Origin of the sequence: Bacillus sp. 7_6_55CFAA_CT2 (assembly GCF_000238655.1) — a bacterium.
In the GTDB taxonomy this organism is placed as follows: domain Bacteria; phylum Bacillota; class Bacilli; order Bacillales; family Bacillaceae_G; genus Bacillus_A; species Bacillus_A cereus.
Window position 1 is genome coordinate 1,425,558 of sequence record NZ_JH414708.1, and the last position, 13,579, is coordinate 1,439,136.

Consider the following 13,579-nt stretch of genomic DNA (forward strand, 5'->3'; position numbering starts at 1 on the left):
TCAAATCTTTTGAAAGATTATCTAAAAGAGTTTTAAGAAGTTGTAGGTATAGATGTTCTTTGGTTTAGGAGTAAATAATAAAGCGATAATAAAGTTTTCATAGGTAATTAAAAAGTAGATAGACTATTAATTTGTGACAATTACGTGCCTAATCTATCATATGCTTTTATGAGAATTCTAAAATTAAATCCTAACGAGCTGAATTTTCTATATTTAGCATAAATATTAGGGAGGCGTGCTGATGAAATGTATCATTTTATATAGAAATATGTAACGTTTAACACTCGTATTGTAAAATATTTTGACATACGTTAATTTAAATATTAGGTACAGGAACATTTAATAAAAACTCAGTACTAAAATACCCTTTAAACGTTTCACCCTAAGAACTTTTCTCAAGCACACTGAAGTTCATCCTTTGTTTCTGTGCCTTATTAGATAAAAATAACACAATAAATTATTAGAATGTGATAGTTAAAATTGTATTTTTAAATCTTTTCTATTTTTAAACCTTTTCTCTTTTCTTAAACATTAACAATTTCTTGATAATCTGTTTAAAGTAAGGAAATACAGGATAGAAAATAGCTATTAATAAAGAAAATACAGTTAAGCTAGATACCTTAAGTTATTTTATAAGTAATTAAGCGTTAGTTTGAATTAGTAGGGGTATTATATGTGTTTTAACCTCAAGTGTATATGTTTAAGGTTAAAGAATTTGTGAGTGGTATAAAAGTAGCGGAAGTCTGGAAGAAACGGATATAATCGGTTTCTTCTAGACTTTTTTGCTTTTTGTAATATAAAAAATTTATTTTTCCTACATGAGGTAATTTTTTTGTTTTAATATTTGAATTTTTTGTGAAATTAAATGAAGTTTTTATTCTTCTTTTAATACATAATGTTACAAAATTGCTTAATTGTATTTACTTTATTTTTATAGGAGATTAAAAATAATAATAAATGTACCAATTTATGAGAGATATTAATATATTAATTGACGATTTGTTCGTTTATCCCTATATTGCTATTATATTAGCGAAAGCAATATATTGGGGGGACAAAAATGAAATTGAAATTAACATCTAAATTGGAAAGATTAAGAACAAGTAAAAAGGGGATTGGTGCTTGTGTTTTGGCTGCAGGCATGACAGCAATCACAATGACTCCTCAAAGTGCGTATGCACACGGGTTTGTTGAAAAGCCGAGTAGTCGTGCTGCTTTATGTAGTCAGAATTATGGGGCATTAAATTTAAATTGTGGAAATGTAATGTATGAACCTCAAAGTCTAGAAGCACCTAAAGGGTTTCCCGATGGTGGACCGATTGATGGTAAAATCGCTTCGGCAGGAGGACTATTTGGAGGAACTCTTGACCAACAAACAACAAATCGTTGGTTCAAAAACACAATTAAGGGTGGAGAAAATACATTTACATGGAAATATACAGCAGCACATTCTACAAGTAAATGGCATTATTACATTACAAAAAAAGGATGGGATCCTAATAAACCATTAACACGTGCGGAATTAGAACCAATTGGAACTGTAAAACATGACGGTTCGGCCGCATCAAATAATTTAACACATACAATTAATGTACCAACTGATCGTAATGGTTATCATGTTATTTTAGCTGTATGGGATGTAGCAGATACGTCAAATGCCTTTTATAATGTAATTGATGTAAATTTAGTAAATAATGAAACACCTGATACAGTAGCTCCAAGTCAACCAACTGAATTAAATGCCTCTAAAGTTTCTGCCAATAGTGTTGAAATAACATGGAAGGCCTCTACTGATAATATAGGTGTAAAAGAATATCAAGTGTTACGTAATGGAGAAGTAATTAATACGGTACCAGGTACAACTTTTATTGATAAAAAACTAAAAGCAGATACGGAATATACTTATACAATAAAGGCATTAGACTCTGCTGGAAACATATCAAAAGAAAGTGAAAAACTAAAGGTTAAGACAACACATGCAATCCCAGATATAGAGGCTCCAGCTCAACCAAAAGGATTACATAGTATGGGTACAACGGCGACAACTGTTGATTTGATGTGGAGTCCGTCAGAAGATAATGTAGGTGTTGACCATTATATTGTATATAGAGAAAGCGCTGGGGTTATGAATAAAATTGGGACGGCGACTAATACATCCTTTATGGATAAAGATTTGAAGGCTAATACATCGTATAAATATGTAGTGACGGCGGTTGATTTAGCTGGAAATGAATCTAGTAGAAGTGATGTTTTGAATGTAACAACAAAGTTAGAGGATTCCGCATATGAAAAATGGGATGCAAGAAAAGCATATACTAAAGGTGATAGAGTAATACATGAGGGGAAAGTGTACGAAGCGGTTCAAAATCATCAAGGAAATGGCGACTCAAATTGGATTTTTGCTTTATCGCTTTGGAAGCCAGTTTTGAATAAATGATAAGCTGAAAAAGGTAGTTAACAAATTTGGATTGCTCTTTAAAAATTAAGGGCTGTTTCAAATATAATTATCTAATGGATTAAATAATATGTTAATAAAGTGAAATTTTAATCAGTGAAGGTTTTGTTCATCCCCCACTGATTATCATCCCTCACCAATCGGGCTTTTACGGGCGCCCGTTAATGCGGGATAAAATTTAAACGCCATCCTAATGTTTACGAAATGAAATTAAAAAAGAATCCCAATGGAATTCCATTGGGATTCTTTTTTTTTAATTTGTAATAGCGTATATTTTCACTGTGAATTTTCTAGTGGCACCAATTGGACTTGCAATATAATATTTAGTATTTGTGTAAGCTTCAGTCCTAGATTCATGTGAAATATTTTTCCAACGAGTAGAATCTATTCCTAGGGAAACATCAATCATTACATTGAAAGAAATAGTAGAAGGATAATCTTTTTCTGAAGGCTCAATAACCCATTTTAATTCTTTGGTACCTACAGGTAAACTATCAATTTTAAAGTTTTGGCTGGATCGATTTTGTTGCCCTGATAAAGGACTAGATTCAGATGATATTTGTGAAATTAATATTTCTTTTTCATTTGAATGTATACCATTTAATTTAATGATACTATCAATTAAACCTGGACCGGGAAAATCAGCTGCGATGATACCAGAATGTTTAATTGCGCCTTGTTGTAAGAGTTCGGTCCCAAGTGTATTCATCCCCCCATAGTATACTTGTCCGTTTCTATCACGAGGGAAATCACTCCACGCATTAGTGGAATTCGTTTGAATCAATTTAGGACTACTGTCAGTATTCCTGCTCTCTTTTCCGCTTGCAACAAACCAAGGATATACATTATTTAAAAATGCGGCTGCGCCTCCCGTACCACTAAAATGGTTGAGGTAAATTTTTCTAGTATTAAAATTAATATTTGTATTTTGTAGATGGTTTTTTATCGCAATCCATTTTGTATATATTTCGTCTGGTCCGCTTCCAATTTCAAATTTATCTTGTATATTTAAACCTTCGTAATCAATCCCGTACAATTGAGCGGATGTAAAGTTTTGTAAGATTACAATTTTTCCGCGGGTATCTCCTAAAGTAGGGTTATTTCTATCTGAAGTTGGTACGGAATTAGGATCCCAAAAATATGAAGCATTAACGTTTTTATATTTTAAAAATATCTCCTCAAATGATAGAGATCCACTTTCAGGATTAGTTTCTTCTTTTAAGCGCATTAATATTGTTTCTGTTGGATGATCTTTTAAAAATTGAATGGTCTCTTTTAATACATCTTCAAACACAGCTTTTTGATTTACAACGCCATGATACATTGCAAAAGAATCTTTTACACGTTTAACACGCATATCTACATATCGAATTCCAGAATTTAATTGTTGGGATAAACTCATAGTTTGATTTCTTGTCAAATTTTCATCAAGAAAACTCGCTCCATGTAAAGCCATCGTACCGTGAGTCCCTGGAATAGATATTTCACTTATTTTTGTTGAACCTTCTATTTTCGACATCCACGATGGATTTTGATACCCTATATTGGATTCATAGGAGTAACCTGGATGACTATCAGCTAAAATAGTAGATGGTGTACTTAAACTTGCTAGTGTAATACAAGTAAGGATGCTAATTTTAAAGAAATTTCTCATTTTTATTTTGTTCATTTTTTCTCTCCTGACCTTTAAACAATTGTTAGATGATTTTTTACTATATTTATTGTTTTTCATTCTTAAGATAATAAATTTTTGTATTTAAAAATAATTAACAATAGGAGGAGTAAGTTATTTGAGACTTTAATAATTTTTTATTATAAATTGTCCCTAATAGCCAAGCGGATTCTTGAAAACTCGAAGTATAGCCTCCAAAAAATAACTGTTTATCGTATTGAATACAAACAAAACAGAAGTCCTAAAAAAGACTTCTATTTTGTGACATATAATGAATGATAAGGTGGTAAACAAATCAAGATAATGTGATTGAGTGGTAAAAATTTATTAATAGCTGTTTTAGAATCTCTTATAACAAGGCTGATTACAAAAAGCGGATCTCTACACTGCTAATAAAAATTGAAAAATTCTACTCATTAAAACTTAGACTAACTACAGTTGCAATTGATTGGGCTGCATGTTCCCAGCTTCCATCTATAACTTTACCAATCTGCTGACCAAGTGCATTTAAATCATTTGGATTAACTGGAATTCCATTATACGCAGCAAGAATTGATAAAAGTGGAGCAGCAAATGGTGTCCAACCACCTCTATCAATATTAAATACAGGTTTATCTAGTACCTTTCCATCTTGTACTGTAAACTCATAATAAAATTGATCATCTGGACGAAAACTTAAATGATGAGAGATTTGCCCCTTAACATATTTTTTTCCTGCACCTAGATTTACTACTTCTATTTCCTTTACATTAAATTCATGTTCAAATACTTTGATTTTTTTGACTTCTGGACCATTTAAGGCAGCTTGAACGGCTGTTTCCAAATTGTTTTGTGCAAAAGGTTGAATACTTAATTGTGCCTCTTTTAGTTGAATAGGAGCCTCCTTTTCTGCAGCAAACACCGAGGTAGTAGGTAGTGCACCTGTAGCTAACGTAGCTGCAAGTGCCGTTGTCATCATGATTTTTCGTTTCATCTTCATAGTTTTCCTTCCTCTCTTAAAGTTATGATATATAATTTTTTAAGATTGACACGGTACAATTTTTTTCATAATGCACGCAAAAAACTGGTTTAAGAACTATGTGAAAAACGTGTCGGAAAATTAAAATTAATTATATATGTATTTTAAATGATATATATCTACACATATTTTTTCAATTTTTAGATAAATTAAACAGTCATTACTGCATAAGAGTCAATTTAGCACTTTATTTATCTATACACTTCCTATAAACACATTTAGTTCATAGTAAAAGTAATATATTTGATATTAAATGTCTTGCATAATGCGATAAAATTTCACAATTTTTTATCAATATATACAGAAAAAAAGTAACGAAACTTAAGTGATATTTAATACTTTTCATATTTGTGAAGTATGTGAATTTGCTTATTGTAACATCTAAGATGTTAGATGTTGTTTTTTAAACATTACTTATCCGGATTCATGAAAAGTATTTTAATATATTATATTTATTTTATATAACAACATATAGTTTTAGTGTTAAAACTAAAATATGGAAGTAACATAGGGGATTTACGCATATAGTAATGTTGATGGTAAAATTAACAAAATTTTCATTTGAATCAGATAAATCTATGATGTTTTTAACTTATAATAATGTTACTACGATGAAAAAATAGCTACTAATTAGTTAATTTAAAAATCAATTTTAGATAGGAAGAGGATAATGAAGACCAGAGATACTTATAAAATTATTGTAATTGGTGCTGGGACTGCAGGAATATCTTCTACTGCACATTTATTAAGAAATATCCCCCTATTGAAAGAAAGTATAGCGATTATTGATCCGTCAAAAAAACATTATTTTCAGCCACTATGGAGTTTAGTGGGGGGAGGAATTGTTTCAAAGGAAAGTACAATGCGTGATCAAGAATCGCTTATTCCAAAAGGGGCAACGTGGATCCCTAAAAGTGTTGTTAAGTTATTTCCGGATGAAAATAAGATACTGTTAGATGACGGACTGCTGCTTGAGTATGAAATTCTTATTGTAGCAGCTGGTATACAAATAAATTGGGAAGGTATTAAAGGCTTAAAAGAATCTATTGGGACTAATGGGGTATGTAGCAATTATTCTTATACATATGTTGATTCTACTTGGAGAGAAATCGAAAAATTTAAAGGAGGAAATGCGCTTTTTACCCACCCTAATACTCCTATTAAATGCGGTGGTGCTCCACAAAAAATTATGTATTTAGCAGAGGAGTATTTTTGTAATAGTGGTGTAAGAAACAGAAGTGAAGTAATGTTTTATTCTGCAAACAGTAACATCTTTCAGGTTCCGCGATATGCAAATACTTTAGAACAAGTACTAGAAAGAAAGCAAATTATAACGAACTATAATAAAAACTTAGTAGAGATTATCGCTGAAAAAAGAGAAGCAATTTTTGAAGATATGCAAACAATGAAAAGAGAAACAGTACCATATAGTATGATACATGTTGTTCCACCAATGGGACCACCTAACTTTATCAAAGAAAGTGAGATAAGTGATCATCAGGGCTGGGTAGATATAAGTCCTTATACTTTGCAGCATGTACAGTATAAGAATATTTTCGGACTTGGAGATTGTACCAATTTACCTACCTCTAAAACTGGAGCAGCAATTCGAAAGCAAATACCTGTCTTAAAACAAAATATTATGGACGTACTTAACGGAAGAGATTTACAGGCTAAATATGATGGATATACATCATGTCCGATTGTTACAGGATATAAAAGTCTTATACTTGCTGAATTTAACTATGAACATGAGCCTCAAGAAACGTTTCCATTTAATCAAGCGAAAGAACGGTATAGTATGTTTTTACTTAAAAGATATATGTTGCCATATATGTATTGGAATTTAATGTTGAAAGGGATTCTATAGGAGAAGATAAAAAGTGGTTACAAAAATTGAAAATTAATTTGAAATAACTAATTGGAGGGAATAGCTATGCTTTTAAAATATTTTTATGATGAAAAATTAGCACATGCTTCCTATTTAGTAGGTTGTCAGAAAGAAGGCGTAGCAATCGTTATTGATCCTAGTCGCTATATAGAACAATATATAGAATTTGCTAAGAAAGAGGGGATGGAAGTAATTGCTGCGGCTGAGACTCATATTCATGCTGATTTTCTTTCTGGGTCTAGAGAACTTTCTAATCTTTACCATGCAAATTTATATGTATCTGATGAAGGAGATTGTGATTGGAAATATCAATATCTTAACGAAGGTCGATACAAATTGGTTAGAGAGGGCACAGAGTTTAAAGTAGGTCATATAAAATTTAATGTAATTCACACCCCAGGGCATACGCCTGAAAGTATTTCTTTTTTAGTAACTGATACAAGTCAAAATAATTATACGAATGATAAACCGATAGGAATATTCACAGGTGATTTTATATTTGTAGGAGATATAGGAAGACCGGATTTATTAGAAACTGCAGTCGGTATTAAAGATACTGCAAAAATAGGAGCGAAACAATTATTTGATTCTATACAAAAAATAAAAATACTTCCTGATTATTTGCAAATATGGCCATCACATGGTGCGGGAAGCGCATGTGGAAAAGCATTAGGAGCAATTCCAACTTCTACATTAGGTTATGAAAAGATGTTCAATTGGGCATTTCGGTGTAATGAAGAAAGTGATTTTATATCGACTTTATTGACGGGACAGCCAGAGCCTCCAAAGTATTTTTCATTAATGAAGAATTTAAATAAGTATGGTCCGCCAATTCGTAAGAAGAGAAAAAGTACTGCTATTAATACAGTAGAAGAACTTCAAGAAATTTTGAAGAGCGTTTATCAAATAGTTGATATAAGGGATGTAGAGAGTTTTGCTGCAGGTCATATCGAGAAGTCAATTAACATACCTTATAACAATTCTTTCACAACTTGGTGTGGATGGTTATTAGATTATAAAAAAGAAACTTTAATAATTCTAGATGAGGAAAAAGTTAAAGTAGAGGCAGTTATTAGAGAATTTGAATCTATTGGGTTAGATAATATTATTGCTTTTGCACCCTTAAAAGTAATACAAAGACTTGATAGATTTGAAAGTTACAAAGAAAAAACATCGATTGAATTATATCCGCATATAAAAGGTGGAAGCGTTAAGGTTATCGATGTGCGTAGTAAAAAAGAGTGGGAGGAAGGACACCTTCATGATGCAATACATATCACTTTAGGTAATCTATTTGAACAACTAGATTATATACCGAAAGATTTTCCAATAGTTTTGCAATGTCGAACCGGATTACGTTCCGCTATAGCAGCTAGTATTTTACAAAGAGCTGGTATAAAGGAAGTAGTGAATTTAAAGGGAGGATTTCTTGCATGGAAAGAAGAAGGGCTTCCTTATACAACATGCAATCTCAATGTGTAGGAAAATATTATATGCTAGGTAAGAATAATTAAAAGAAGTTATAGATGACGTGTTAGAAAAGGGAATCATAATTGTCGCAGATTCAGGAAATACATTAGGATTATTAATTGATTATCCAGTTAAATATGAAAATGTAATATTTGTTTTAGCATTAAATAATTTAACATTGGATCCATCTTTTATGGAATGGCAGTGTTGGAAGTACTTAGGTATTATCAATAAGAACCCAATTTAAAATTCTCTTGGATGCAAGAGAATTTTTTTATTGGGAATAGTAAGGGGGAGGGGAGGTGCATTACATATGGGAAAAGGTAGAAGTAATAATGCTGGTAAAAAGCAACCGAATTTTGATGATTCATCTAATTTTGCTAAACAAAGCCAACCGACAGAAAAGAAGAAGAAATAAGAACAGGAGCTCTCTTGATAAAGGGAGCTCCTGTTAAAAGTGGACTGACGTTTCAGAATAACATATCGATGGATTAACCCAATAGCCATAAATACAAGGTTTTAATTTTTCGAAGGGCACCTAATTTAATATTATTGTCCCGCTTTTTTATACTTATTGACGCGTTAAATCCATTTAAAATGCTCCTTAATGGCGTTGGGCGTGACCTTCATTAAAATTTTTTAAACCTAATGGGACTTACCATTAAGAGGGCGAGGATTAAAGTAATCCATGCATTACTATATGAAAACAATGCCATACCAGCCAATGATAATCCTGCAGCTGGAATAGGTAATCCCTTAAAATATCCAATAGTTGGTTTAATACTAAATTTAGCTAATCTTAAAGCACCCATTGTTGGGAATAGGATAAATGCCAAAGAAGTTAAAATAGAAGGTGTTGCTATCGTATGAAATAAAAGCGCAGGAGCGACGCCGAAACTAACAATATCAGCTAAGGAATCCAATTCTACGCCAAACTCACTGTTCACTTTTAATTTTCTTGCAATTCTTCCATCAAGAAAATCTAAAACAGCTGAAAAGAAAATGAGAATGGAGGCTGCTCCTAAATATTCACTCATATTCAAGGTGATTGAGAAAACACCGCACAATAAATTTCCAATCGTAAATAAATTCGGTATAACTTTTACAAGCTGATTAAACAAGTTTGTTCCTCCTAAATTAATTAAACTTCACATTTCTGTAGCAATTTCTATATATTCTTCCGTTATTCTTAAAAATATATGACCACTGTATTACTGTAAGCTAATTAAATTTCGATAAGAGAAAAATTGATTTCTTAAATGCTCCACTGGTTTATAAAAATGTTTAATCATTTTCAGTACGCGTTATTGAATATTAGCACTTGATAGTTGATCTTTCGAGTAGTCAGGGATTTTCCAGTTCTGGTGCAAAAAATTCAAGGTAATTAAAAATAATCTCTAAAAAGGAGACATAATGATACTATTATTTTAAAAAGGTTCGTGGTTGGTATCGAATATAAAAAAATAGAATTTTTATACAAAAATCACCCGAAAGGGTGCCTTTTGTACCTCTTAAAATGACTGAAGATGTGTTTACTTGAGTTCATTAGGTAGTTAGAGGTTGATAGACTATCTTTAACGAAAATGTTGAGTAGTTCATCTTCATTATATATCAATTTAATAATGATTGGGGATTTAGAAAGTTCCATGGAAAGTACATATCAACCTGATTGGAAGATTGGAAATTTAATAACTGGTGATACATTTTACTTAACGCAACATTTTGGTGCGCAAATGAAAATTTTTAAAGTCCACACAAATGGTACCCTAGAACGATTCCAAACAATAGAACCAGAATTAAAATAAAGTTTTTGTAGCATCAATTAAATTCATTTCTTTTTATGCAAACACACTTTCAGCGGAACTAACTTCTTCACTATTTTGCGCTGGAAAGACTTTATAAAAAATGGTTACGTTTTCTGATCTTGAAATAACCCTCTCAAATTGCAATCCTGCTTTTTCTAAAAGCTTTACTGCATCAACAATAGAAGTAATTGCTACAAAAGTTTTTCAAATAAAATTTATAAAAGCTTGATAGGTAATACCAAGGGAAAAGACCGTAGCTACTATATGTGCAGTCCATTTAGGCATATTTAAATTTAATACGGTATTGTACAACATTCCATATACGATACAAATGATTAATATGAATGCAATGAATTGAAGAACTAATAAAAATAGCGGTTGTTCCATTTATTCTCACTTCCTTTATTTGATATATTAATATAATTTATTTAAATGTGAAAGTTTTATTTCTATGAATTTCCAAAAAAATGTGATATGAAAGGCATAGTAGTAATCACAAGAATTACTGCAAAACTATACATGGAACTAAAAGTATTATGACGAGATCAGTAAAATAGTAAAGAAGGTCACCATTCACGGCGACCTTCTTTACTATGCGTTATACCCAAATAATTTTAAATCTTCTCCTGAATCTGAAATGATTTTCTCAAATCGTAATCCTACTTTTTCTAAAAGATTTCCTGAGGCGATGTTATCTACAGAAGTAATTGCTACAATTCGTTTCATGCCGAGCTTTTGTACACCGTATTCGATTATCGCATAAGCTGACTCGTAGCCATATCCTTTTGAACGGAATGTCTCTAAAAAGGCAAACCCGATATCAACGTCTTCTAATGAATCTCTTTTAATAAGGCCACACATACCAAGTGGAGTGAGATCTTTTTTTCGTTCTACTAAGTAAAGGCCGAATCCAAGTTTGTTATACATATCGATGGGACCGTTTACAATATATTTTTTTGCATCTTCTAAGTTACTAACTCCTTTGTCACCGATAAACTGAATCCATGCAGGATCGTTTACTAACTCAAGAATAAAAGGAGCGTCTTTTATATCAAACCAGCGAAGATTAAGACGTTCAGTTTCAAGAACTATCAATAATTACACCACCTTTAAAAAGTTATAACAATTAGTATGGATTGTGTAAAACAAAAGTGCAACATATTTTAATGGGGGTGTTTGTTCACATAAAGTTCGTTTGTTTTGTATAGAGAGATATCTTATAATTAGGATTGATTGTAAAGAGTGAGATGCTTATACAATGACTCCTAGGTGACTAGGAGTTTTTACTATATAACTATCATTATTACTAAATATGACACACTATACATTCTACTCAAGGAGGTACATAATGAAGAAATTATATAATGCATCGTTTACGTATTTGATTATCGGTTTATTATCAGGGATTTTCGCTAGGGAGTATGGTAAGTATAAAGGGATTTTAGGGTCTACTTTGTTAAATCTTTTGCATACGCATACACTTGTACTTGGCTTTTTCTTCTTTTTAATTGCTTTAGGATTAGCAAAAGTATTCGCGTTTCATGAAGTGCAAGGGTTTAATAAGTGGTTTGTTTTACATAATATTGCATTAACATTAATGTTAGGTTCGCTAGCAGCGAGAGGGCTTCTTCAGTTAAATGGAGCTGACTTTAAAGGGTTAACTTATATTGTAGGATTTTCTCATTCGTTGATGGCAGTTACTTTAATTTGGTTTATGTTGTTAATAAAGAAATCGTTTAAAATGTAGTGAAAAAGAACTTGTAGCGTGTGCTGCAGGTTCTTTTTTGTATGTTCAGGTTTAATAATCTTATTTTTCTAATTATTTTGTATAAAGATGGTATACTTGTTTTAAAATTAAAAAGGAGAGTTGATTATGGAAATAACAATTGAACATGTAGTAAACGAATTAAAAGGCATACTTCCTGAAGATCGAGTAGTAATAAATATGACAGTACGAGAGTTACATAGTAAAGATGAATCTTACCATAGTAGTAGTTTACCTGATGTAGTTGTTTTTCCAAAAACGACCGAAGAAGTTAGCGCGATAATGAAAATAGCGATTCAGCACGGAACAGCTGTCGTTCCATTTGGAGTAGGGTCCAGTTTAGAGGGACATGTAATTCCTTACGAAAAAGGAATTACAATGGACTTTTCTCTTATGAACAAAATACTTGAAATAAGAGAAAAGGATTTTCTTGTGAGAGTACAGCCAGGGGTGACGCGCTCTCAGCTTAATAAAGAATTGAAAAAGTATGGATTATTTTTTAGTGTAGACCCAGGAGCTGATGCAACGTTAGGAGGAATGGCTGCTACAAATGCGAGCGGAACGACAGCGGTAAAGTATGGGGTAATGCGTGATCAAGTTCGAGATTTAGAAGTCGTTCTTGCTGATGGAGGAGTAATACATACCGGGAATTTAGCGGCGAAGTCATCATCAGGTTATCATTTAAATGGTATTTTCGTAGGCTCAGAAGGAACACTTGGATGTTTCACGGAGTTAACTTTAAAAGTATACGGTATACCAGAACATGTTATGGCTGCGAGGGCATCGTTTCCAACTATAAATGATGCAGTAGAAGCTGTAATTAACATATTACAAGCAGGTATTCCAATCGCGAGAATCGAACTCGTTGATGAATTATCTATGAAACAAGTAAATTATTACAATGAAACAAGTTACAGAGAAGAACCGACACTGTTTTTAGAGTTTCACGGCAATGAAGCAGGGTTAAAGCAAGATATTGAATTTACGAAAGAAATCGTTCTTGATCATAAATGTATAGAAATTGCGTTTGAGACGGAAACAGCAGCGAGAAATAAGCTGTGGGATGCAAGACATAACTTAGCGTACTCTTACGTGCATAGTTATCCTGGTAAAAAGCTAATGAGTACAGACGTATGTGTACCAATTTCGGAATTAGCTGGAGCGATTCAACATGCGAAAGAGGTATTACATAAAGTAGGGCTTATTGGCGGTATTCTCGGTCATGTTGGGGATGGGAATTTCCATGTACTCTTAATGATTGACACAAATGATAAGGAGGAAGTGAAGAAGGCAGACGAAATAAATGAAAGTATCGTTCAGTATGCTCTTAAACGAGGAGGAACGTGTACAGGAGAACATGGCGTTGGAATCGGGAAACGAAAGTATCAAGAAGAAGAACATGGGGCGGCATTATTTGTAATGGAGAAAATAAAGAAAGTTCTTGATCCGCAAAATATTTTGAATCCGAAAAAGGTGTTTCAATTAAAAGATAGGGGCTGAGTG

At 32.2% G+C, this 13,579-nt stretch carries 12 protein-coding genes; 7 read left to right on the forward strand and 5 right to left on the reverse strand.

Annotated features, from left to right (window positions below; all coding sequences use genetic code 11):
- Positions 1–1,060 precede the first annotated feature (1,060 nt).
- Positions 1,061–2,437: a lytic polysaccharide monooxygenase gene (locus HMPREF1014_RS07335; protein ID WP_000769025.1), complete on the forward strand. Its 1,377-nt coding sequence runs from the start codon at positions 1,061–1,063 to the stop codon at positions 2,435–2,437.
- Positions 2,438–2,708: 271 nt separating this feature from the next.
- Here HMPREF1014_RS07335 and HMPREF1014_RS07340 read toward each other — a convergent pair whose 3' ends face one another.
- Positions 2,709–4,124, reverse strand: coding sequence for a phosphatidylinositol-specific phospholipase C (locus HMPREF1014_RS07340; protein ID WP_001033594.1), 1,416 nt, complete (start codon positions 4,122–4,124; stop codon positions 2,709–2,711).
- 412 nt (positions 4,125–4,536) lie between these two features.
- Positions 4,537–5,106: a hypothetical protein gene (locus HMPREF1014_RS07345; RefSeq protein WP_000782798.1), complete on the reverse strand. Its 570-nt coding sequence runs from the start codon at positions 5,104–5,106 to the stop codon at positions 4,537–4,539.
- Between the two features lie 709 nt (positions 5,107–5,815).
- Here HMPREF1014_RS07345 and HMPREF1014_RS07350 point away from each other — a divergent pair.
- The 3 genes from HMPREF1014_RS07350 to HMPREF1014_RS31845 all read left to right on the forward strand — a co-directional run bounded on the left by HMPREF1014_RS07350 (position 5,816) and on the right by HMPREF1014_RS31845 (position 8,753).
- Complete coding sequence (locus tag HMPREF1014_RS07350; RefSeq protein ID WP_000857342.1) at positions 5,816–7,015, forward strand: FAD/NAD(P)-binding oxidoreductase; 1,200 nt, start codon at positions 5,816–5,818, stop codon at positions 7,013–7,015.
- 66 nt (positions 7,016–7,081) lie between these two features.
- Positions 7,082–8,518 (forward strand): MBL fold metallo-hydrolase, encoded by a 1,437-nt coding sequence (locus HMPREF1014_RS07355; protein ID WP_000925322.1) that lies wholly within the window; start codon positions 7,082–7,084, stop codon positions 8,516–8,518.
- Positions 8,519–8,567: 49 nt separating this feature from the next.
- Positions 8,568–8,753, forward strand: coding sequence for a hypothetical protein (locus HMPREF1014_RS31845; protein ID WP_000890300.1), 186 nt, complete (start codon positions 8,568–8,570; stop codon positions 8,751–8,753).
- 382 nt (positions 8,754–9,135) lie between these two features.
- Here HMPREF1014_RS31845 and pssA read toward each other — a convergent pair whose 3' ends face one another.
- Positions 9,136–9,627 carry a CDP-diacylglycerol--serine O-phosphatidyltransferase gene (gene pssA, locus HMPREF1014_RS07365; RefSeq protein ID WP_000483080.1) on the reverse strand — a complete coding sequence of 164 codons (492 nt, stop codon included), beginning with the start codon at positions 9,625–9,627 and terminating at the stop codon, positions 9,136–9,138.
- Between the two features lie 501 nt (positions 9,628–10,128).
- Between pssA and HMPREF1014_RS07370 the strand changes: the two genes are divergently transcribed.
- The gene (locus HMPREF1014_RS07370; RefSeq protein ID WP_002000399.1) at positions 10,129–10,311 is read left to right on the forward strand and encodes a DUF5065 family protein; all 183 of its coding nucleotides are present in this window, start codon (positions 10,129–10,131) and stop codon (positions 10,309–10,311) included.
- Between the two features lie 204 nt (positions 10,312–10,515).
- Here the strand turns inward: HMPREF1014_RS07370 and HMPREF1014_RS07375 are convergent, their stop codons facing one another.
- Both HMPREF1014_RS07375 and HMPREF1014_RS07380 read right to left on the reverse strand, forming a co-directional pair.
- Positions 10,516–10,698, reverse strand: coding sequence for a hypothetical protein (locus HMPREF1014_RS07375; RefSeq protein WP_000437513.1), 183 nt, complete (start codon positions 10,696–10,698; stop codon positions 10,516–10,518).
- A 204-nt stretch (positions 10,699–10,902) separates the two neighbouring features.
- Positions 10,903–11,406 (reverse strand): GNAT family N-acetyltransferase, encoded by a 504-nt coding sequence (locus HMPREF1014_RS07380; RefSeq protein WP_000636206.1) that lies wholly within the window; start codon positions 11,404–11,406, stop codon positions 10,903–10,905.
- A gap of 253 nt (positions 11,407–11,659) precedes the next feature.
- On the opposite strand from HMPREF1014_RS07380, the gene HMPREF1014_RS07385 reads away from it, so the two are divergent.
- Together HMPREF1014_RS07385 and HMPREF1014_RS07390 are read left to right on the forward strand one after the other, a co-directional pair.
- Positions 11,660–12,058 (forward strand): DUF2871 family protein, encoded by a 399-nt coding sequence (locus tag HMPREF1014_RS07385; RefSeq protein WP_000737896.1) that lies wholly within the window; start codon positions 11,660–11,662, stop codon positions 12,056–12,058.
- A 126-nt stretch (positions 12,059–12,184) separates the two neighbouring features.
- Entirely contained in the window at positions 12,185–13,576 is a 1,392-nt protein-coding gene (locus HMPREF1014_RS07390; protein WP_000406571.1) for an FAD-binding oxidoreductase, read from the forward strand.
- The last annotated feature ends 3 nt before the right edge of the window (positions 13,577–13,579 follow it).